Origin of the sequence: Prevotella sp. RM4 (assembly GCF_000701965.1) — a bacterium.
Classification (GTDB): Bacteria; Bacteroidota; Bacteroidia; order Bacteroidales; family Bacteroidaceae; genus Prevotella; species Prevotella ruminicola.
Map to the genome: position 1 here is coordinate 1 of NZ_KL370843.1, position 22,351 is coordinate 22,351.

Genomic DNA, 22,351 nt, shown 5'->3' on the forward strand with positions numbered 1-22,351 from the left:
AAAATATTTGCACAATTCAAATATTTTTTGTACCTTTGCAATGTTGTTGAAAGGCAACAAAAAGAGCGATTAAGCCATAGAAAAATTTTCAGTAGGCCTACCAGAAAATTTTAGATGGCTACACCCGCTCAAACACGACTAAGGAAGAGGTTTTAAGGAAAAGGAAAGATTATAACAGACCCTTTAATTTAAAACAAAATTATGGCACTTAAAGTAAAGGCAGTTGAGCGACTGCTTAAGTTTGACAAAGAGAAAGAAGGTAAGTATCGTTATGTACTGAGCCCCGACCTGTACTCGAGTCTGGATCAGGACAAGGTAATCAAGGAGGCTGCCAGTCGCAGCGGTGTGATGGAAGGCGTGATGCAGGCCTGCTGGAATGCTGCTGGCGAGGTAATCAAGGCCTGGGCCACCGAAGGACACTCGGTTGCCATTCCCGGACTGGGTACCATGCGTTTCGGACTGCGCGGTAAGGCGGTTGAGAACGTGAACGAGGTTAAGGCCGGACTGATTACCACCCGTCGTATCATCTTTACTCCAACGGTTAAGCTGAAGGAGGAGTTGGCTAACACCGCTATCCAGATTACCTGTATCGACCGCAACGGCAAGGAGGTGAAGCGTGTAACCAGTAGCGACAGCGGCGACGTGGAGGATCCTGAGAACGAGAATGGTGGCAACACCAATCAGGGTGGCAATCAGCCAAGCAATGGTGGCGGAAACCAGGGTGGTAACACCGGTGGCGAGCACAATGAACCCATCGGCGATTAAGTTTTAGGCACGGATTCTTGGACGAGCCAAGCGGCAAAGCCGAGCGAACACGGCCTTTTAAATAAAGGACACGGCTGTTATCAATGAAAAAGAGCAGCGTTTCTCAAAAAAGAGAGCCGTGTAATCCGTGCCAAATTATTAACCAATGAAACATTAAGATTATGAGTAAGAAAGAGACAGTAAAGTTCATCGTACAGATGATAGCGAGTATCGCCACAGCGATTGTAACGGCCCTAGGCGCCACGAGCTGCATGGGCTTGTAAGTAAGAATCGAGGGCGTGCTAAACAACAGGCACACCCTCGATTTTGTTTATGTTGTACTTGACCATCTATTAAAACTCTTTTTTCGACCGATTTTTGCGAAAAAATTTGGAAGTTTCGGGGAAATTATCTACATTTGCCGCCGATAAACATAATTCTATCACAAAACAAACAAAATTTTAAAAGCAAAATGAACAGAATGACAATCGATGCAATCATGTGCCGAGCGGTTCTAAGACGAGGGTAAAACCGAATCTGAGAATCGACAGGTGGATTGTGCGTTGTCGCCTTGCGATCTTTGAGGCTGCGCCTCGAGGAGTAAATGCGTTCTTTGACATTTTGCTACAATTGTTTGAACGATGTGATAGAGAAATCTGAAAAGAAACCTCTATAATACTAAGGGGCAGGTGTGTAAAAGCATCTGGCCCGATGACTCTTGCGCCCCATCACACACGGGGTATACCTATTATATATATGAACGATGCAATGAAGATGTTTTTATGAGAAACTTGAACAGACTGATTAACGACTTTAGAAATCAGACTTATCTTACTATCTGGAAGCACATGAACGCTATGGCGGTTAACTATGCCGTCTACTCTAATAGGATTAAGGGCTTTGCCCCATACTTATACAACTGCGATATTTATATTTATGCCGACTCGATAAACATGGTGGTGGTATGCGTGGACAGCAACAAGCACCGCCAAAAGCAGTGTTACGACGAGACGCAGAACATTGACATGATGATTTACGAACCTGGCTGCGAACCGCGCGAAAGTACTGTTTGGAAGCTGAAGGAAACGATGGAAATCATGAAAGGCAGACTGGAGAATGCACTGGCCAGCCTGAATGTGTACGGGATTCTGATAACAGAGGATGCTATCAACAATGCGTTTGAACTGGAGGATGACTGGGAGAAGAACCACATCAAGGTGATTAGCAACTGCAGTCATCTGAACCTGCGCAAGGCTGATGTAAACGACGATGACGACCTGGCAGGAAAGGTGTACTTCGACATTGTGACCGACGAAAAACTTGATTTGAAACGGACGAAGAAAATCAAGAGCGAATATGGGGATGACGAGGAGTTTGAAAAGGCCGTACGCGACTTTATAAATGGTACTTACGACTACGACGAGGTAGACGAGGAAGAGGAGGAGGAGCCAGCGAAAGAGGAACCTGAAGCAACGCCGAAGCAGAGCGAAACGATAGACCAGAACCTGGGACTGAGCGTGAATGTAAAGGTGCTGCCTCCGATTGACAACCCTCGCGAAGAACTGGACAAACTGGTGGGATGCGACGACATTAAGCACCGCATGGACGAGCTGGTAGCACTCACCTGCTACAACAGGGCCATGCAGGAGATGTTTCCCAACAGCAAGCAGCACGAGGTATCGCTGCACAGCATCTTCTTAGGTCGTCCGGGCACAGGTAAAACCACCGTTTGCAAAATATTCGGTTCGCTGCTACATTACACGGGTGCCTTATCGAAAGGACATGTAGTGGTGTGCGATCGCGGCACCTTTATCGGCACGCTATGGGGCGACGAGGAACGATCGCTGCGACAGGTGATAGAAAAGGCGATGGGTGGCGTACTGATGATTGACGAGGCTTATCTGCTGAACGGCAAGAACGAGAACGACCCGGGCAAGCTGGTGATACAACTGCTGATGAACATCCTGGCCGACGAAACGCAGCGTGATATCGCCATCGTGCTATGCGGCTACAAGGACCAGATGCTGAAACTGCTGGACATGAACCCAGGACTGCAGTCGCGATTCCCAAACAAGTTCGAGTTTCAGGACTTCAGCGTGAACGAACTGCTGGAGATAACCAAAAGCAGGATTAAGGACTACGAGTACCAGTTTACTGATGGGGCTTGGGAAAAGTATCGCAACATGATGGCGCAGGCGTATCAGATCCGTGATCCACAAACGTGGGGTAATGCGCGATTTGTGGCCAACCAGCTGGAGCGCATCTACATACAGCATGCCACACGATGCGTGATAGAGCAGCCTGAGGGCAAGCAGAACTGGCGCCTTATTATGCCAGAGGATGTCGTACCCATCGAGGTTCCACGTCAGAAAGCAAAAATCGGTTTTTAGTTGATATGAGAAGAAAGATTCCTTATCGGGTGTGCAGATGCATGCCCGATGGTGTTGTGACGCATCTTGAAGCACGGCTGTTGAGGGAGATTGTAAACAGGGAGATTCACCCGATACGCTGTGCCGAGAGTTGCAAGGTGAAGTACAAACGTGGCATGCGGATAGGTGATTTGTGTGCCGAAACGGGGCACTTTGGGTGGGCGCGAAAGGTTTGGCGCTTTACCGCCATGCAGATAGAGAGCAAGGACTACGACGACTGGCGGTATGTATGGTTCGACAACAACCGGGTGAAGCTTCGCGATGTGGTATCGGAAACAGAGTATGAGCTACTTGAACGCAGATGTGCCGACCTCTGGGGAAAGTTAGGTTTTAAGGAGTATGCCTGGTGGGACGAGCGGACCGAACGGCTTACCAGCACCAACTTTGGCACCAGCTATTATTACCTGTTTGCCGAAAAGTACGACGGCTACTACGACGACCCCATTGGCGCATGGGAGGATATGCTGGAGCAATACCAAGCCGAACAGGAAACAGCAAGAATATTCAGCGAGGGGCAAGGCGATTACTTTCCACGCATGGATAATTACCGCCTCACCTCGCTTTAGTGCTTACTTTCCTGACAAGAAAGCTTCGAGCTTGGCTTTGATGTCGGCATCGGGATAGCCATTTGGAGTGACGCACACAACGCGCAGATCGGCATTGCTGAACAGTTCCTGGCAGCAGTTGCGGATATCCTGATCGCTCACCTCGTGCTTGAAATACTGGTAAGGCATAGTCTCCTTGAGCAGTGGTTTGCCATACACGAAATTGTTCTTAATACAGGTATGAGTGTCGAGCACCGTATAGTTACGAACACGGGCTAACTCCTGCTGCTGAAGCTGCTTTCGCTTTTCGATGGGCAACTGGGTAATATGGGCCTGCACGCCGTTACGCATGACATCATTGAGATTTTGAATAACCTCATCAGCAAAATCGCCAAACTGCTGCTGGTCGGCATTAGGCTCTAAGCCCTTTACGACAGTCAAGGTGAATACTTGGCGGTTGAAAAGCTTGTGGTTATCATCGAACGCCGACACGACACGTGCATTAAAAGCTGTACCAATCACTTCGCCAAGACGATTGTAAGCCGCTGCCTTACGAAGATCATCGAGATTCTTTGTATCGGATGGCGCCACACGAGGCTTCAGGAAACAGAACTGAATAATACATGCAGGCACATCCTGCTGAATCATCAGCACCAACTGGTTGCTCAGCTGGTTAGGGGCTGATTCGGGAGCGGGCATACTGGGGCGGCTGCCGAACTGCTGCTTGATGATATCAACAATATTGGCGGGCGCCTTGCCAAACACATACAGACACTGATTCTGCGGCACATACCAGCGCTGGTAGTACGACTGAAGCTGCTGGAGGGTAATACTGCGGATGCTGGCGATTTGTTTGTTCATCAGTTCATCGAGGGTACATCCATCTACGAAGGCAGCCTTGAAGTAGTTGGCCTCGGACAGGGCAAGATTGTAACGGCTGTTGGTGATTTCGTTGATGGCCAACTGCTTCTGGCGCTCCAACTCGGCAGTCGAGAAACGGGCATTGCCTGCAATCTGGGCCAGCAATCCCATACACGACGCCGCGTAGGTGCGCTCGTTATTTAAACGGAACAGATTATACTCTGTGCACCTGTTCTCTATTTCGGAACAGTAGGCGGCCACATTGGGCACAAGGCCATTAACGGCACGGAAATCGGGGAGTGACTGCAGATTTAGTTCGTCGAGCTTATCCTTCAGCACACCGGCAGTGCCGGCAGTGAGGTTCTCGGAGCAAAGCATCCGGCGTAATAAAAGCGCGATGCCAGGGATATCACCCTCGTCGTCGGTACCTGATTTCTGGATGAGTCGCATTTCAAGTTTGTTAACAGGAACACCGTTGTCGCATAAATAATAGCGGAAACCATTGGCGAGAACGCCCTGCTTGATGTTTGAAGGGTTGGTAACCACGAAATCGTTGTACTTAACACTTCCCGACTGAGCCGATGCCTGAACGGTTAACGCACAGGCCATCGCAAAAAGTAGAATTTTTGTTTTCATCATTGTTGCTTATTATAGATAATATTCAGTTTTATAAGTTTTTTGATGGTGCAAAGGTATAGCAATCGGGATAATAACACAAGGCATATAGCAGTTGTATCATGAATTAACCCTCATGATAAAACAGCTTAAAATCTAAAAACACATGATAACCAGCCATTTACGGATACAGCTATCAGCTGCTGTACCTATAAATGTATTATGATTGTATAAGGCGGGTTTCCTTGCGGGCGGCGCGCCAACGGGGGAAATACTGATCCATGAGGGCGTGGAAACGGGCGTTGTGGGTGGGCTCTAACAAATGGCAGAGCTCGTGAACCACCACATGCTCGATACACCACTCGGGGAGCAACAGGGTGTAGATAGAGAAACAGATGGCATGGGTTTTAATGTTGCACATGCCCCAACGGGATATCATGGCCTTGTAGGTGATGGCGGATGGAGTTACACCCATCTGCTGCGAATAGCGTTCTACCATAGGCTCGACAATGGCTTTAAGGCGGGCAATGGCCTCGGTACGCTCCTTGCGGGTTTTAAGTGGCAGCTGACCGTAGAAGGCGGCGCGCTGCTGCTGGCGCTGGAGGGTGCGCTTACGGACCTGCTCAATCCAGTCGAGATGCTCGGCAATGAACTTCTCGACGGTCTTCTTGGGCAGACCGATAGGTGCAGAAACATGCACATCGCCATTTTTGGCGATGCGCATGGATAATCGGCTTGTAAACCTATATGTAAGCTTTACTTGCATGTATTACTGCTGCTTGCTCTTATCCTTGGCCTGCTTGGCAAACTTAAAGAGCTCGAGGGGCAGGTGGCAGTAGCCATCGGGATTCTTATCCAGGTAGTCCTGATGATACTCCTCGGCCGAATAGAACTTCTGCAAAGGCAGTTTTTCTACAGCCAATGGCTCAGCGTACTGGGCCTGCTGCTCGGCAAAAACCTTCTCGATGACAGGCAGATCATTGGCATCCTGATAGTAGATGCCTGTACGATAGCGGGTACCCTCGTCGTGGCCCTGCTTATTCAGACTGGTAGGATCGATGGCCTTGAAGAACATCTGCAACAGGAACTCGAGACCAACTACCGCATCGTTGTACTTGATACGAACGGTTTCGGCGTGGCCTGTGGTATCGGTATAAACCTCCTTATAGGTTGGGTTATCGGTGTGGCCGTTGGCAAAGCCCACTTCGGTTTCGATCACACCTTCTATCTGCTTAAAGAAGTGCTCTGTACCCCAGAAGCAACCTCCAGCCAGGTAAATCTCTTTTTCCATTTTTATTATGCTTTTGTTAAATCCGGGTGCAAAGATACTACTTATTTCTGAAAAACCAGCGAAAGTTACCTACTTATTTTTTGTGGATGACGAGCACACCAGCCGACAAAGCGGGTACGGCCAGCACTACATCGGTGCCTTCAACCTGAGCCTGGGCCTGCTTGAGGGCTACGGCGTGCTTGTTATCCATACTGTTGGCAATGGTAAGCGAGCCGGGGGCATAATACTCGAACGATGCACGCTCTACCCCAGCCCAATCGCCCTTGATACGCAGCGTGGCGGCAGAATCGGTAGGATTAACCACCTTGACGATGACATCGGCGCCATTCTCGGAGAGCGTGGTGCTTACACTTACATCGCCCGTTTCGCCGCTATAGGCCAGACGGTACTTTGAGAAGTGATTGTACCAAAGCTCGGTAACCTGACAGTTGGGGGCCTTGAACAGGTCCTTATAGTCGAAATTGATAAAGGCATTGTTCCAGTCGGGGGCATCAGTACGGCGGATAAACAGGGCTGCAGCACCCATGGCCACTACATCGCGCGCCTCGCACATATTGAGGAAACCGCCTGCAAAGAGGCCTGTACGCCAGTCGATACTATTGAGGTTCCACTCGGAGATAAAGAGTTTGATGTTGGGGTTAGGACCGTTGGCAATCATCTTGGCGTAGTTGTCGTACTGCTGACCGAGGCGAACGGGACCGCTGGCATAGCCGCCCTGCTGCTCGTAATGATGCAGACTGAGGTAATCGAAATACTGACCACTACGCTGGATGAACTGCTCGTCCTCGCGGAAACCACCACAGGCGATAATCTTGATGCTGGGATCGACCTTACGCATGGCGGTGCTGAAATCGCGTACACACTGCTCGTAGCGCTCGATACCCATCTCCCACATCTCATTATCAATCTCCCAGTACTTCACGTTGTAAGGCTCGGGATGACCGTTGGCAGCACGCTTGGCACCCCACTCATCAGTAGCAGGGGCATTGCAGTAACGCAACCAGTTAACGGCATCCTGCAGTATCTGATTGTACTCGCTGGCAGGGCGCTCGAACTTAACGCTTACCACGATGACAGGCTCGGAGTTAACCTCGCGACAGAAACGGATAAACTCGTCGGTACCAAAGCAGTTCTGATCGTAATCCATCCACATCCAGTGGTCCCAACGCTGACGGTTCTCCTGCGGACCGATACCCCACTGCCAGTCGTACTGGGCCACATAACCGCCACCAGGCCAGCGCAGACAGGTGGGATGAAGCTCCTTAACGGCCTGCAGGATATCGGGGCGGAATCCACCCAGGTTGATACCACTCTGGGTGGTCATGGTGGCCATATCAACCTGTACGCTACCATTGTTAACCACGATGGCGAAATCGCCGTCGCAGTTGGTTTCGGGCTCTAAGGTAAAGGCGTACTTCTGCCAGCTTTTACCTACCTTACCCAGCGATTGGCGGGCCACAAACCTGCCATTGGTATCACGCAAACCAACAATCAGCTCGCCTTTACCCTTAGCATAAATAGAGCCAACATACTTTTCGCCCTTAACAATATTCTGAGGCCCTTGGAAGATGCCAGCCTGGCCTTTGGTGGCAGTAATCAGCTGCGAATAGCGCATGTTGATGGCATCGTCCTTCACCAATCGGTACTGTCCACCATCGCCAAAGGCCGTCCACTGCTGGGCAACGGCGGGTATCTGCACATCGCCAGGGGTACCTTGGAACAGCACCTTGCCATCGGTAGCGGTAAGCTGGATGTTGCGATAGGTGGCCTCGGTATAGTTTACCCAGAAGGTAATAAAATTACGATCGGCTACCTCTAAGCCATCGTAGGTGAGCACCTGCACATCGTCCCAGAACACGGTAACACGGCTGCCACGACTCTCGATACGCAGCTTGTGCCACTGCTGACTCTCGTTAACCTGCTCCTTGGTGGCAGGGGCCGACACCAATGGTACGAGCGTGTTGATACGACGGGTACGACCGCCCCAGCCTGGCACCTCGCGTTCTTCCATGCGGCAGATAGAGAAATCGGCTGTAGCGGCCTGCTGCTGGAGGGCTGCACGGGCTTCGGCCTCTTTGGCAGCCTGGATCTGAGCCTGTGTTTGGGCGGGAGTGAACATCCTGCTCTCGTAATAAGGATCGTGTATGCGTAGATAATAAGGTGTGCCATCGGCCTTGTTGCGGAAGGCAAAGCGAATATCCATCAGTCCGCCACTCCAACTGCGACGGGCCAGCTTATAGGCGCGCCAATTTACATCCATCGTGAGATTAAAATCGCTGGTGCCGATGCTGTCGATCTTGAGCGGCTGCTCGTAGCGGGTTGGCGAGTGCAGCACCTGATGATCGTCCATAAACCAACCATCAAAGTAGCCATCGCGCGGATGGATGCCTGGATACTGCTCGGGTTCGAACGAGCGCTCCTGTATCAACTCCTGCCACACGCCATTGTTGGCACTGAAGTAGATGTGCTCAAAAAGCTGTCCGTAAAGCATCTCATCGATGATGCCCGACGGCTTTTTGCTCTGAACGGTAATCTGGTACTCACTCTGGGCACTGACAGTTAATCCAACAGCCATGAATGCCAGCAATAGGGTTTTCTTCATTTTACTCTTTATTTATAGTTATTCAAAATTTAGCCGGTAAATACAAAAAAAACCGCCAACTATAAATAGCTAGCGGTTAAAACCATTTTGTTTTGGTCGAGGTGACAGGACTCGAACCTGCGACAGCCTGGTCCCAAACCAGGAACGCTACCAACTGCGCTACACCTCGTTTTTGTTTTGCGGGTGCAAAGGTACGAAGAAAATTTGGAATACAAAAATATCAAAGCCAAAAAGTGGTATTTATTTACGTATTTTAACAAATAAGCCATTTTCATCCCCCAAAACACAAAAAAGCCTCCCAATTTGGGAGGCTAATTATCAATTGTAAATTATCAATTGTCAATTACTTGATAATCCCCTGCTCTACGAAAATCTTCTTCAGAGCAACTACAGAACGATCAACCTGTTCCTTAGTGTGAGTTGCCATCAGAGCGTAGCGCACCAGTGTATCCTGAGGTGCACATGCAGGAGGAATTACGGGGTTGATAAACACACCAGCCTTGAAAGCCAGAGCGGTTACCAGGAATGTCTTATTAACATCGCGCACGTAAAGAGGAATAATAGGACTCTCGGTCTCACCAATCTCGAATCCTTCCTCGCGGAAACGCTTCAGGGCATAGTTTGTAACATCCCACAGAGCCTGGATGCGCTCGGGTTCCTGCTGGATGATGTGCAGAGCCTCGAGAGCTGCAGCTGTAGCAGCAGGTGTGTTAGATGCCGAGAAGATATAAGTGCGGCAAGTGTGACGCAGATAGTTGATGGTATCCCAATCAGCAGCGATGAAACCACCGATAGAAGCCAAACTCTTAGAGAATGTACCCATGATAAGGTCAACCTCGTCAGTAAGTCCGAAGTGGTCGCAAACACCACGTCCCTGCTTACCGAATACGCCGATACCATGAGCCTCATCAACCATGATAGAGCAGTTGTACTTGTGCTTGAGCTCAACGATAGCAGGCAGGTTAGCCAGGTCGCCCTCCATAGAGAACACGCCATCAACCACAATCAGCTTAACAGCCTCCTGAGGCAGCTTCTGAAGCACGCGCTCCAAGTCGGCCATATCGTTGTGCTTGTAGTGCAACTGGCGGGCGAAAGCCAAACGACGTCCATCAACGATAGATGCGTGGTCGCGATCATCGCAGATAACGTAATCGTCCTTACCCAGCAGAGCAGGGATAACACCCTGGTTTACTGAGAAACCTGTTGACAGGCACAGACAATCGTCCTTACCAATAAACTTTGAGATTTCCTTTTCGAGCTTAACATGCAGATCGAGTGTACCATTAAGGAATCGGCTTCCGGCACAACCAGAGCCATACTTGTCGAGTGCTGCCTTAGCTGCATCAATAATACGCTGGTCGCCAGTCAAGCCTGTATAGGCATTAGAGCCGAACATCAGCACCTTGTGGCCACCCATCTCAACTTCCGTTCCCTGCTTTCCTTCAATCTCGCGGAAATAGGGATATACGTCAGCCTCCATAAACTTCTGTGGCTCACGATAATGCTTGAATCTTTCTTGTAACTGTCCCATTCCGATATAGGTATAGTCTATTATTTTCTAAATTTCAGGGTGCAAAGATACACATTTTTCGGTAAAACGTGCAAGTTTTTACTAAGAAATAGTTAGTTTTTGCTATTTTTCTTGTCTTTAGGGGTATTTTTTCGCCCAAATTTCGTAAATTTGCACCATAATTATGACGAAAAAGAGAAAAATTACATTTATTTTGAACCCTAAATCGGGAACCACTTCGAAGGCCGAGGTTCCTGCCTTGATAGGACAGATTATCGACAAGGATCTGTTCGACACCGAAATATGCTTTACTGAATACCGAGGACACGCTGCTGAGATAGCAAAACATAAGGCCGAAGAAGGCGTTGACATAGTAGTGGCTGTGGGTGGCGACGGCACCGTAAATGAGGTGGCACGATCGCTGGTACACACCAATACCGCACTGGGCATTGTGCCCTGCGGCAGCGGCAACGGCCTGGCCCGTCATCTATGTGTGCCCATGGAAATCAAGAAAGCCATCGGCATGATTAACAGTTGTAAGATTGATTCGTTTGATTATGGTGTAATTAACGGCATGCCCTTCTTCTGCACTTGCGGCATGGGTTTCGACGCCTTTATATCACTGAAGTTTGCCGAAGCAGGCAAGCGCGGTCCCATCACCTACGTAGAGAACGTGCTGAAAGAGGGACTGAAATACAAACCCGAGACCTACGAGGTGAGCGACGATACGGGCGCCAAGAAGTACAAGGCATTCCTGATTGCCTGCGCCAACGCCTCGCAGTATGGTAATAATGCTTACATTGCCCCAGGCGCCACCATGAAGGATGGCGAGATGGACGTGATTATCATGGAGCCATTTACAGCACTCGACGCACCACAGATTGCCGCCGACCTGTTTATGAAAACCATGCATAACAACTCGAAGATTAAGACTTTCCGCACCAAAACGCTGCATATCTCCCGTAAGCAGCCAGGTGCCATACACTACGATGGCGACCCGATTATGACGGATGCCGAGATAGATGTACACATTGAACCACAGGGTATTAAGATACTGATTAATCCTGAGGCTGAAGAGGATGCCGGACAGCCTAATGCTGTACTGAATGCCTTTAGCGACTTCTTTAATAATATAAATAATGTACGCGAGGACATTGAGCGACAAGGGCACCGCATTCAGGTAATCAACAAAGTTTTGCTACGTAAACTTACAAAACTTTGATCATTGAACATTATGCAGCAGATTGTTGTTTATTTCATCTTAGCTTGCGCGATTGTCTATGCCGCGTGGTGGGTTTACCAGCGGCTGCAAAAAGCCAATGATCCGTGCGAAGGTTGCGACGGATGCCAGCTAAAAGAGCTGAAAGAACACGCAAAACAGTGCAAGAAACAGAAAAAAAGCAGTTGCTGCACGAAAAAGTAGCTAAAAAATTTGGTAGTCTCAGAAAATCTCAGTACCTTTGCACCCGCATTTGAGAAAATGTCAGTCATTCTTTTTACCTGGTGCCTTGGATGAGTGGCTTAGTCAACGGTCTGCAAAACCGTCTACGGCGGTTCGAATCCGCCAGGCACCTCTGAAAAATCCTCAGCAAACGCTGAGGATTTTTTTGTGCCCTGATGCTTAATCTTCAGGTGCGAGAATATCGCCAATCTCTTCGATTTCTTCCTCGTCGAACCAGCGACTAAGCTTACTCTTGGCCTGCTCAACAATCTCGGGGTCGATACCTGTCCAAACCTTCTTCAGCACGTACAGCAGCACGGCCAAGTCGTCGGTAAGTCCGGCAATGGGGATGGCATCGGGAATCACGTCGAGCGGACTGATCATGTAACCCAGAGCACCAATGATGATAGCCTTGTCGGCCTTGCTCACCTTGTCGCTCTGCAGGGTGTAATAAAGTATCAGTGCCGCATAAACCAGTTTGGCACCAGCGCGCTTAGCAATACGCGCAATCTTCTCGGCAAATTCTGTCTGCGAAAACTTGTTCGCATAACTCATAAAATCGGGTAATTCCATCTTTTACTCTCCTTTGGTTAAGTTACTATTTTATTTTGTTATTCTGATAATTCTGATTCCAGTATGCGAGGAATGTTTCTTAAGATACTGATAGAGCGTCATGGGCTCTAACACCACCTTGTGATGCAACTGCGAGGCATTTAGCAGATGCAGTCCGTCGGCACGCCATACGGCAAAACCCAAGTGGGCGATATCAAGTCCGGCCTTATTACAGGTGATAGCAATAATATCGCCATCCTTGATAGCCTTACGCAGCATCTGACTCTTCCCCACCAGCTTTTTGGGGATATAGCGGTACTTGGCACCCGACACCAGGCGCTCCTGCTTGGCGATAGCGCTTACATACTCAGGATGCTCCTTCAGGGCCTGATAGCTCTTGGGATGGGTGCTCATATAGTTAACCTTGACGGTTTGTACAGCAGTAAAGGGCGGATTGGGGGTCTGAACCTCGCTTACCACACCCGCCTTGGTATTATCGGTAATCCACTCGGTAAAGTAATGCAACCTGCTGGGATAGCCATTAATCACGCCACCACGATAGCGCAAACCCACCAACGCCTGCTGATAGGCCAGCCACGAGTAATCCTTGCGCTGGGCACAGAGGGTAAGGGCTGTAACGGTTTCTACCAGTGTGGTGCAATCCAGCTGACGGGTGTTTACCACCAAGCGCTCCTGCTTATCGCCTTCGAGGGTATGAGCCACATAGGGAATGCCCACAAACTTCTGGGCAAAAAACAGCGGCATACAGGTAGATGCGGGCTGCTTCTTGGCCTCGGCCAGCAAGCGGCAGATAGTGGCGCTATCCTGAGGCAGTGCCTTTACGCTGCCAAAACCTGCGGCATAAGATGTGAGGCAGGCGGTAATACCTATGATGATATATATGATACGTTTCATGCTTTACGATATTTCTTTTTCAACAAAAAATTATAGCCTATATAGGCATTGAACGAGCCAAAGATATTATTGGCTGTGAATCGCGAGGTGCGATAGTTGTTGGTGCGCAGGATAGCACTCCAACCGGCATACCAGCGGGTATTATTGTAAACCATACCAAATCGGCCGATACCATCCATATTCACCTTATCAAAGCTGAAGCCCTTCTTCTCGTCGGCTATCTCACCATAGCTCGACTTATAGCAGAGGGCAAGCTGGGCGCTGGCACAGAACAACCAGTTTTTGGCAAACACCCAGTTATAGGCGTAGCCACCCGATATCATGAAGTCGCTGTACTTGATATCCTTGAACATCAAGCCTGAGTCCAGCTTCAGTTCCTGACTACGATCCATGCGCGACTTGAGTGTGGTCTGCAGCTTATCGTAGTCCATATCGAGCGTGTTCCTGGTAAAGCCGATACCCGCCATCCACGAACCGCAGCTAATCTTCTGACAGGTACTCTGACTGAAGGCTGCCGGATAAGAGAAGCGTCCGTGATTAAAGATGTAATAGGCACTGGCACCGGTGATACCCACATTCACGCCATCGAAAGGCACACCCTCGAACAAGTCGCCATTCATACCGTAGCCCAAACGCACATCGCGTATTTTGTAATCGTTACCCGTACGGCGATAGAAGATGTCGACACCCACCTGCGACGAGTAGATACTCAGGTCGAACTCCTTACGCAAGCCACTCTGACTAAAGCCGATATTCTTGATATCGAACGTGTAGCCCAGGAAGAACCAACGCCAGCCAAAGTAAGGACCGATTTTGGTAAGTCCGTCGGGCGACAGCTTAATCTGCTGACCGTTGCTACTCAAAATAAAGCTCTCGTAAGTGCGGGTAATCTGTCCCATCACCGTAAACTCGTAGTGCTGGGGCTCGATATATTCATCGTTCAGGCGGTCGAATTCGCGTACGGTTCGGCGAATCAGACCCAACTCTTCCTTGGTGCCGACGGTATCAACGGACAGCGTGTCGGGCCCAGCAGCCAAAGCGCTCAGCCCCACCATCATCCATAACAACACCATCAGTCCCTTCTTCATATCAAGAAAAAAAATCAGAATTTGCCCAGAATACGGTCCATCACCCAGTTAACAGGCGTGGCCGACACACTGGTACACTCGCAAACGCCAAGGCCCTGCAAATGCTCAATCATATTCTTAATAAGCGGATATTGCACGTAAGGCGGATTGGGCACCGTGATGCGCTCTTCGCCCTGATTGGTTTGCAAGCGGATGGGGGTATAATCGAATACCGAGAAGCTTACCTGGCCCTCGGTTCCGATAATCTCGATACAATCCTCGCGAGCCGACTCGTGGGCCACATAACACCACGAACCGCTACCCGGCAAACCATTCTCGAACTGGAAACAAGCACTCACCGAATCCTCGGCCTTGTACAGTCCGCCACGATTGCTACAGATACCTCGCGCCTCGAGAATCACACCAAACAAATCCTGCAGGATATCAAGCTGATGGGGCGCCATATCGTAAAAATAGCCACCACCTGCAATATCCGGTTGCAAGCGCCAAGGCAACGGCTCGTGATTGGCAATCGCCTCCAAATCGGCCTGACGTGGGGGTTCTGTATAGCGTATCTGCACATTCAGTATCTTACCAATCCTTCCACCTTCGACAATCTCTTTTACCTTCTGGAAATAAGGCAGATAGCGACGATAATAAGCCACAAAACAGGGCACGCCGGTCTGCTCGCTAATGCGGTTGATACGGGCACAATCCTCGTAACTGGCAGCCAGCGGTTTCTCAACATAAACAGGCTTGCCGGCCTTCATGGCCATAATGGCATAAGTGGCATGACTGGAGGGCGGTGTGGCCACATAAATGGCATTCACATCAGGATCATCAATCATCTCCTGCGCATCGGTGTACCATTTGGCAATACCATGCTGTACGGCATAAGTACGCGCATGCTTCTCGGTGCGACTCATCACAGCTACCACGCTCGAGCCTTCAACCTCGCTGAAAGCGGGACCGCTCTTCTTCTCGGTCACCTCACCACAGCCTATAAAACCCCATCTTAATAACTTCATTATTAAAAAATTTGCTGCAAAGATACTAAAAAATAGGCACGAATTACACGAATTTTCGCGAATTTATTTATTTTTTCGTGTTAATTCGTGTAATTCGTGCCAAAAAACGTTATCTTTGCACGCGAAAAAATGATATTTGCAATGGATACAGAGAAAAAAAAGATAGAAATGAAGGTGCGTAGCAGTCAGGCGTGCATTCGCGACGGCTACCAGTTGTACAGTGCTAACTTTAGAAAGATATTCCGTGCCACCTGGTGGCTGGCCATCGGCTTTGCACTCCTGGCGGCTGTGGCTCAGGCTTTGCCTGTACTGATTTCACCTACCCTACTCTTACCCGCCTCGATACTGGCTATAGTAGCCGTAGGCCTCTGGCTGGCCGCAGCCAAATGGCGCCTGAAGAAGTTGCAGATGCTGAAACCCGTTACCCTGCGCTACGGCTCGTGGCTGGCACACGTAGGCAAGCTGCTGTTAGTAAGCATAGTATGTCTGGTTATCGTAGCCGCTCTAGCACTATTAACCACCCTGCCTACGGTGATACTGATTACTGCCAACTGGCAGTCGCAGGTAGGCATGCTTTACGGCGACCCATCAGGCATGCCCGAGAACGTAAAATGGCTGAGTATCGCAGTGTTTACCATAGCCGGATTTATCCAAGCTTACGTATGGCTGACGATGGCGCTGCCCTTGTATCTGGTTAAGATTTCGATGTACATGCAGGACAAAGAGAAAGAAGAATTCAACAAAAAAACAATATGAAAAAGATTTTATTTATCGACCGCGACGGAACGCTGATTGAGGAGCCTGCCGATGAGCAGATCGACAGTTTTGAGAAGCTGAAATTTGTAAAAGGAATGATACGCAACCTGGCCTTTATCCGCGAGAAACTGGACTTTGAGTTTGTAATGGTTAGTAACCAGGATGGCTTAGGAACAAAGAGTTTCCCCGAAGATACTTTTTGGCCCGTACATAATTTCATCCTGCAAACACTCGAGGGCGAAGGCATTACCTTCGACGAGATTCTGATTGACCCTCACTTCCCTGAAGACAACGCACCAACCCGTAAGCCCAACATCGGATTGGTTGAAAAATATATTAACAATCCAGATTACGACATCGCCAACTCGTACGTGATTGGCGATCGCGAAACCGACCGACAATTTGCCCAGAACATCGGCTGCAAATCGCTGATTCTGAGCGACGATGGTATCACATGGAACAAGATAGCTGAACTGCTGTTTGCCGGCGAGCGTACAGCTGAAGTTAAGCGCACCACGAAAGAGACCGACATCTGGGTAAAAGTAAACCTGGACGGATCGGGTAAGTGCGACATCAGCACTGGTCTGGGATTCTTCGATCACATGCTGGAGCAGATTGGCAAGCATGGCATGATAGACCTGACCATCCACACCAAGGGTGACTTGGAGGTTGACGAGCACCACACCATCGAGGATACTGCCATCGCCTTAGGCGAATGTATCCTGCAGGCTCTGGGCGATAAGCGTGGTATTGAGCGCTATGGTTACTGCTTGCCGATGGACGACTGCTTGTGTTCGGCCTGCTTGGATTTCGGTGGTCGCCCCTGGCTGGTTTGGGATGCCGAATTCCATCGCGAAAAAATCGGCGAAATGCCTACCGAAATGTTCCTGCACTTCTTCAAGAGTCTGAGCGACGCATCGAAGATGAATCTGAACATCAAGGCCGAAGGCCAGAACGAGCACCACAAGATCGAAGGTATCTTTAAAGCATTGGCAAGAGCTCTGAAAATGGCTGTACGCCGCGACATTTATCACTACGAACTCCCTTCAACGAAGGGAATGTTGTAGAAAATTTGGTAATTTCAGATTTTTTTCGTACCTTTGCAGCCCAAATAACATAAAGGTTTAAGAAGTTAAGATGATTACAGTTACAAATCTGGCAATCCAGTTTGGAAAGAAGGTTCTCTACAAGGATGTGAACCTGAAGTTTACAAGTGGTAACATTTACGGTATTATCGGCGCAAACGGTGCTGGTAAGTCAACCCTTCTGCGTGCCATCAGCGGCGAGCTCGAGGCCAACAAGGGTACCATCGAGATGCAGCCAGGCGAGCGCCTGAGCGTGCTGGAGCAGGACCACTTTAAGTATGATGAGTTTTCAGTGATGAACACTGTGCTGATGGGACATCAGCCACTGTGGGAAAACATGAAAGAGCGTGAGGCTCTGTATGCAAAACCCGAAATGAGCGAGGAAGACGGTGTACGTGCCGCCGACCTTGAGATGGCTTTTGCCGAGATGAACGGCTGGGAGGCCGAAAGCGAGGCTGCACAGCTGCTGCAGAACCTGGGCGTTGCCGAGAGTCAGCACTACAAGCAGATGAGTGAGATCTCGAACAACGAGAAGGTACGTGTAATGCTGGCTAAGGCCCTGTTCGGACACCCCGACAACCTGTTGCTCGACGAGCCTACTAACGACCTCGACCTGGATACCGTTCAGTGGCTGGAGGAATACCTGAGCAACCTGGAGCAGTGCGTGCTGGTTGTATCGCACGACCGTCACTTCCTGGATGCCGTTTCTACACAGACCGTAGATATCGACTTTGGTAAGGTAACCCTGTTCTCGGGTAACTACTCGTTCTGGTACGAGAGTTCGCAGTTGGCTCTGCGCCAGGCTCAGAACCAGAAGATGAAGGCCGAGGAGAAGAAGAAGCAGTTGGAGGAGTTTATCCGTCGATTCAGCGCCAACGTAGCAAAATCAAAGCAGACCACCTCGCGTAAGAAGATGCTGGAGAAGCTGAATGTAGAAGAGATTACACCATCAACACGTAAATACCCAGGTATCATCTTCCAGATGGAGCGTGAGCCTGGAACACAGATTCTGGAGGTAGAGGGACTGAAGGCTGTTGACAGCGACGGTACAGTACTGTTCGACAACGTGAACTTCACCATCGAGAAGGGACAGAAGACCGTATTCCTCTCGCACAATCCAAAGGCTATGACCGCCTTGTTCGAGATTATCAACGGTAACCGTCAGGCCGATGCAGGTACCTACAAGTGGGGTGTTACCATCACCACCGCCTATCTGCCATTGGATAACACCGAGTTCTTCCAGAGCGAAATGAATCTGGTTGACTGGCTGAGCCAGTGGGGACCAGGTAACGAGGTAACCATGAAGTCGTTCCTGGGACGAATGCTGTTTAAGGAAGAGGACGTACTGAAGCATGTAAACGTACTGTCAGGAGGTGAGAAGATGCGTTGTATGATTGCTCGTATGCAGCTGAAGAATGCCAACTGTCTGATTCTGGATACCCCAACCAACCACTTGGATCTGGAAAGTATTCAGGCATTCAACAACAACCTGATTAACTTTAAGGGTAACATTCTGTTTGCATCGCACGACCATGAGTTTATCAACACTGTGGCCGACCGCATTATCGAGCTCACTCCAAAGGGCACCATCGATAAGCTGACAACTTACGACGAATACATCTACGACGAGACCATCAAGGCTCAGAAGGAAAAGATGTACCAGTGATAATTGACAATTGGCACGGATTTTGCTCTTGATGAAGCAGAACTATTAAACAATGCTATTATGGAAGAAAAAGATATTAACATCAACGAGGAAGAGAACCTCGAAGAGGTGAACACAGAGAACGCTGAAAACGCAGAGAATGCTGAGAGCACAGAGAACACTGAGGCTGCTACCGAAGAGGCTGAAGAGCTGGATCCTCTGACAAAAGCCCAGCAGGAGATTGAGGAGCTGAAGACACAACTGCTCTACAAGGCTGCCGAATTTGAGAATTACCGCAAGCGCACACTGAAAGAGCGTGCCGAGCTGATTCTGAACGGTGGCGAGAAGGTTATCTCGGCCATTCTGCCAGTACTCGATGATATGGAGCGTGCCATTGCCAATGGTGCCAAAACCGACGATCCACAGGTACTGCGCGAGGGTGTAGAACTGATTTACAACAAGTTCGTAAAGACACTTGAAGGTCAGGGCGTGAGCAAGATTGAAACCAAAGATGCCGACTTTGACACCGACCTGCACGAAGCCGTAGCGATGGTTCCTGGCATGGGCGACGACAAGAAAGGTAAGGTTATCGACTGCCTTCAGGAGGGATACAAACTGAACGACAAAGTAATCCGCCACGCCAAAGTGGCAGTTGGACAATAATACAATATGGCACAAAAAAGAGACTACTACGAGGTGCTGGGCGTACAAAAAAGCGCCACAGAAGACGAAATTAAGAAAGCGTATCGTAAGATTGCCATTAAGTACCACCCCGACCGTAATCCTGGCGACAAGGAAGCCGAGGAAAAATTTAAGGAGGCGGCCGAGGCATACAATGTGCTGCACGACCCAAAGACACGTCAGCAGTACGACCAGTTCGGATTCGACGGACCTAATATGGGCGGCGGATTCGGCGGTTTCAGTGGCTTCGAGACCAATATGAACATGGACGATATCTTCTCGATGTTCGGCGATATCTTCGGCGGTCACGGCTTTGGTGGCTTTGGCGGTGGACAGCGTCGCCCACAGCAGCATCGCGGCAGCGACCTGCGCCTGAAGGTGAAACTTACACTCGAGGAGATCAATACTGGTGTTACCAAGAAGTTCAAGGTTCGCAAGGATATCCCTTGTCCACATTGTAGCGGTACTGGTGCCGAGGCTGGCAGTCAGAAGGAGCAGTGCCCCACCTGTCACGGTCAGGGTTACATCACTCATACCACCCAGAGCATCTTCGGTATGATGCAGCAGCAGAGCGTTTGCCCCACTTGCGGTGGCGAAGGCATGGTGATTAAGAACAAGTGTAAGCACTGCGGCGGCACAGGCGTTGAGAAGGGCGAAGAGGTTGTAGAGATTAACATCCCAGCTGGCGTAGCCGAGGGTATGGTTGTAAACGTGCCTGGCAAGGGTAATGCCGGCAAGCACAACGGTACATCGGGCGACATCCAGGTGTTTATCGCCGAGGAGCCACACGAGACATTTATACGTGATGGTAACGACTTGATTTACAACCTGTTGCTTGACTTCCCAACAGCTGCACTTGGAGGCGAGATTGAGATTCCTACCATCGAGGGAACCAAGCTCAAGGTAAAACTCGAGAATGGTACCCAGCCTGGTAAGACCTTGCGTTTGCGCGGTAAGGGATTGCCCGTGGTTCAGGGCTATGGTAGCGGTCGTGGTGACCTGGTGGTGAACATCAGCGTTTACGTGCCTAAGACCTTGAGTAAGGAGGAGAAGCAGGCCATTGAGCAGTTCAAGGGCAGCGACAACTTCAAGGGCGACAAGCAGACACGCGACTCGATCTTCCAGAAATTCAAGAATTACTTTAATTAATATATAATAAGGTATAAAGCTATGACTTATCAGGAAACGTGTGAATACCTTTACAGTCAGCTACCCATGTTCGAGCGTCAGGGAGCAGGCGGGTATAAGGAAGGACTGGAAAACAGTCATGCACTCGACAAACATTTCGGCCATCCACATCAAAAGTATGTTACTATTCATGTGGCTGGTACTAACGGAAAGGGGTCGTGTGCTCACACGCTTTCTGCTATTTTGCAGATGTGCGGCTATCGTGTAGGTTTGTACACATCGCCACATCTGGTTGACTTCAGTGAGCGCATCCGCGTTAACGGTCAGCCCATCAGCGAAGAGTACGTCATTGACTTTGTGGAGAAGGAGAAGAGTTTCTTCGAGCCCATCAAGCCCTCGTTCTTTGAGCTTACCACAGCACTGGCCTTTAAGTATTTTGCTGAGATGAAGGTGGATATCGCCGTAGTTGAGGTGGGTTTGGGCGGCCGATTAGACTGCACCAACATCATCACCCCTGCCCTATCCGTTATCACCAATATCGGCATGGACCACACGCAGTTCCTGGGCAATTCGCTCGAACAGATTGCCATGGAGAAAGCAGGTATCATCAAGAAGGATGTGCCCGTAGTTATTGGCGAGACCACACCCGAAACACGTATGGTATTCGAGACGGTTGCCGTTGAGAACCACGCGCCCATCGTATTTGCCGAGGATCAGAACCAGATTATCTCGGCCTCGAACAGTGCTGCTGGCTTTGAGTACAACACCAAGGACTTTGGCATTATCAAGGGCGAGCTGGGTGGCAGCTATCAGGAAAAGAACACCAATACCATCCTTTGCGCCGTACAGCAGCTGGAGGCTCTGGGCTACATGCACGCATGCCCATGCGAGACTAATAAGCCCTGTATGAACCGCGAGGTGCGACAGGGATTCCTGCATGTTTGCAGCCTGACAGGTTTGAAGGGACGCTGGCAGAAGATCAGCGAGGCACCGCTTACCATCTGCGATACCGGTCATAATGTGCCAGGTTGGACTTATCTGAGCGAGCAGCTCAAGTCGGTTAAGTGCAATCACATGCACATTGTATTCGGTATGGTTGACGATAAAGACATACAGGGTGTGTTGGCATTACTGCCCAAGAATGCTACCTATTATTTTACAAAAGCGAACAATAAACGTGCCGTTTCGGAGAACGTTCTGAAGCTCTATGCCCAGACCATGGAGCTGCAAGGCGAGGCCTATCCCGATGTAAAATCGGCTTACGAGGCAGCTAAAGCTGCAGCCGAGAATAACGACTTTGTGTTCGTTGGAGGTAGCAGTTATGTGGTAGCAGACCTGCTAAAGAACTGTATTTAGAATTTTTTAAGACTGCAAAAACTTTTTTTTCGCTGAAACGTTCGTTAGTTTGATTTTTTTTCTGTTACTTTGCAGAAAATTAATTTTTAACTAATAAACA

At 49.5% G+C, this 22,351-nt stretch carries 20 protein-coding genes, 2 tRNA genes and 1 pseudogene; 13 read left to right on the forward strand and 10 right to left on the reverse strand.

What is annotated here, in order from left to right:
- The first annotated feature begins 201 nt into the window (after positions 1-201).
- From T499_RS0113200 to T499_RS14765, 4 genes are all read left to right on the forward strand, one after another.
- Positions 202-765 (forward strand): HU family DNA-binding protein, encoded by a 564-nt coding sequence (locus tag T499_RS0113200; RefSeq protein WP_033151366.1) that lies wholly within the window; start codon positions 202-204, stop codon positions 763-765.
- Between the two features lie 161 nt (positions 766-926).
- The gene (locus T499_RS14760) at positions 927-1,028 is read left to right on the forward strand and encodes a smalltalk protein (RefSeq protein ID WP_157054620.1); all 102 of its coding nucleotides are present in this window, start codon (positions 927-929) and stop codon (positions 1,026-1,028) included.
- A gap of 498 nt (positions 1,029-1,526) precedes the next feature.
- On the forward strand, positions 1,527-3,134 hold the full coding sequence (locus tag T499_RS0113205; RefSeq protein WP_084163192.1) for an AAA family ATPase: 1,608 nt from the start codon (positions 1,527-1,529) through the stop codon (positions 3,132-3,134).
- Between the two features lie 5 nt (positions 3,135-3,139).
- The gene (locus tag T499_RS14765) at positions 3,140-3,739 is read left to right on the forward strand and encodes a hypothetical protein (protein WP_157054621.1); all 600 of its coding nucleotides are present in this window, start codon (positions 3,140-3,142) and stop codon (positions 3,737-3,739) included.
- A 3-nt stretch (positions 3,740-3,742) separates the two neighbouring features.
- Here T499_RS14765 and T499_RS0113215 read toward each other — a convergent pair whose 3' ends face one another.
- From T499_RS0113215 to T499_RS0113240, 6 genes and pseudogenes are all read right to left on the reverse strand, one after another.
- Positions 3,743-5,218: a M16 family metallopeptidase gene (locus T499_RS0113215; RefSeq protein ID WP_084163194.1), complete on the reverse strand. Its 1,476-nt coding sequence runs from the start codon at positions 5,216-5,218 to the stop codon at positions 3,743-3,745.
- A 196-nt stretch (positions 5,219-5,414) separates the two neighbouring features.
- Positions 5,415-5,918 (reverse strand): M48 family metallopeptidase, encoded by a 504-nt coding sequence (locus T499_RS14360; RefSeq protein ID WP_052173759.1) that lies wholly within the window; start codon positions 5,916-5,918, stop codon positions 5,415-5,417.
- 45 nt (positions 5,919-5,963) lie between these two features.
- Positions 5,964-6,482 (reverse strand): annotated as a pseudogene (gene msrA / locus T499_RS0113225) (peptide-methionine (S)-S-oxide reductase MsrA); the annotation flags it as partial.
- 76 nt (positions 6,483-6,558) lie between these two features.
- Entirely contained in the window at positions 6,559-9,087 is a 2,529-nt protein-coding gene (locus tag T499_RS0113230; RefSeq protein ID WP_232221109.1) for a 3-keto-alpha-glucoside-1,2-lyase-like domain-containing protein, read from the reverse strand.
- A gap of 93 nt (positions 9,088-9,180) precedes the next feature.
- A tRNA-Pro gene (locus T499_RS0113235) sits at positions 9,181-9,256 on the reverse strand.
- Positions 9,257-9,430: 174 nt separating this feature from the next.
- Entirely contained in the window at positions 9,431-10,618 is a 1,188-nt protein-coding gene (locus tag T499_RS0113240) for a serine palmitoyltransferase (protein WP_033151371.1), read from the reverse strand.
- Positions 10,619-10,781: 163 nt separating this feature from the next.
- On the opposite strand from T499_RS0113240, the gene T499_RS0113245 reads away from it, so the two are divergent.
- The 3 genes from T499_RS0113245 to T499_RS0113255 all read left to right on the forward strand — a co-directional run bounded on the left by T499_RS0113245 (position 10,782) and on the right by T499_RS0113255 (position 12,171).
- The gene (locus tag T499_RS0113245; protein WP_033151372.1) at positions 10,782-11,819 is read left to right on the forward strand and encodes a diacylglycerol/lipid kinase family protein; all 1,038 of its coding nucleotides are present in this window, start codon (positions 10,782-10,784) and stop codon (positions 11,817-11,819) included.
- 12 nt (positions 11,820-11,831) lie between these two features.
- Positions 11,832-12,020, forward strand: a complete 189-nt coding sequence (locus T499_RS0113250) for a FeoB-associated Cys-rich membrane protein (RefSeq protein WP_157054622.1) — start codon at positions 11,832-11,834, stop codon at positions 12,018-12,020.
- Positions 12,021-12,099: 79 nt separating this feature from the next.
- Positions 12,100-12,171, forward strand: a tRNA-Cys gene (locus tag T499_RS0113255).
- 47 nt (positions 12,172-12,218) lie between these two features.
- Here T499_RS0113255 and T499_RS0113260 read toward each other — a convergent pair.
- The 4 genes from T499_RS0113260 to T499_RS0113275 are packed head-to-tail and all read right to left on the reverse strand — an operon-like array spanning position 12,219 to position 15,600.
- A complete protein-coding gene (locus tag T499_RS0113260; protein WP_013064268.1) occupies positions 12,219-12,611 on the reverse strand; it encodes a YkvA family protein in 393 nt (130 codons plus the stop codon).
- A 30-nt stretch (positions 12,612-12,641) separates the two neighbouring features.
- Positions 12,642-13,505, reverse strand: coding sequence for an N-acetylmuramoyl-L-alanine amidase-like domain-containing protein (locus T499_RS0113265; protein WP_033151373.1), 864 nt, complete (start codon positions 13,503-13,505; stop codon positions 12,642-12,644).
- Positions 13,502-14,593: a DUF4421 domain-containing protein gene (locus tag T499_RS0113270; RefSeq protein WP_232221110.1), complete on the reverse strand. Its 1,092-nt coding sequence runs from the start codon at positions 14,591-14,593 to the stop codon at positions 13,502-13,504. The genes T499_RS0113265 and T499_RS0113270 overlap by 4 nt, the downstream gene beginning before the upstream one ends.
- A 14-nt stretch (positions 14,594-14,607) precedes the next feature.
- Positions 14,608-15,600 carry a Gfo/Idh/MocA family protein gene (locus T499_RS0113275; RefSeq protein ID WP_013064251.1) on the reverse strand — a complete coding sequence of 331 codons (993 nt, stop codon included), beginning with the start codon at positions 15,598-15,600 and terminating at the stop codon, positions 14,608-14,610.
- A gap of 141 nt (positions 15,601-15,741) precedes the next feature.
- Between T499_RS0113275 and T499_RS0113280 the strand changes: the two genes are divergently transcribed.
- The 6 genes from T499_RS0113280 to T499_RS0113305 all read left to right on the forward strand — a co-directional run bounded on the left by T499_RS0113280 (position 15,742) and on the right by T499_RS0113305 (position 22,251).
- A complete protein-coding gene (locus tag T499_RS0113280) occupies positions 15,742-16,356 on the forward strand; it encodes a hypothetical protein (protein ID WP_033151374.1) in 615 nt (204 codons plus the stop codon).
- Positions 16,353-17,423: a bifunctional histidinol-phosphatase/imidazoleglycerol-phosphate dehydratase HisB gene (gene hisB / locus T499_RS0113285; RefSeq protein ID WP_033151375.1), complete on the forward strand. Its 1,071-nt coding sequence runs from the start codon at positions 16,353-16,355 to the stop codon at positions 17,421-17,423. The genes T499_RS0113280 and hisB overlap by 4 nt, the downstream gene beginning before the upstream one ends.
- Before the next feature lie 70 nt (positions 17,424-17,493).
- Positions 17,494-19,107, forward strand: a complete 1,614-nt coding sequence (locus T499_RS0113290) for an ABC-F family ATP-binding cassette domain-containing protein (RefSeq protein ID WP_033151376.1) — start codon at positions 17,494-17,496, stop codon at positions 19,105-19,107.
- Between the two features lie 60 nt (positions 19,108-19,167).
- On the forward strand, positions 19,168-19,749 hold the full coding sequence (locus T499_RS0113295) for a nucleotide exchange factor GrpE (RefSeq protein ID WP_198021308.1): 582 nt from the start codon (positions 19,168-19,170) through the stop codon (positions 19,747-19,749).
- Between the two features lie 6 nt (positions 19,750-19,755).
- Positions 19,756-20,916, forward strand: coding sequence for a molecular chaperone DnaJ (gene dnaJ, locus T499_RS0113300; RefSeq protein ID WP_033151377.1), 1,161 nt, complete (start codon positions 19,756-19,758; stop codon positions 20,914-20,916).
- A 21-nt stretch (positions 20,917-20,937) separates the two neighbouring features.
- A complete protein-coding gene (locus T499_RS0113305; protein ID WP_033151378.1) occupies positions 20,938-22,251 on the forward strand; it encodes a bifunctional folylpolyglutamate synthase/dihydrofolate synthase in 1,314 nt (437 codons plus the stop codon).
- Positions 22,252-22,351: the final 100 nt, after the last annotated feature.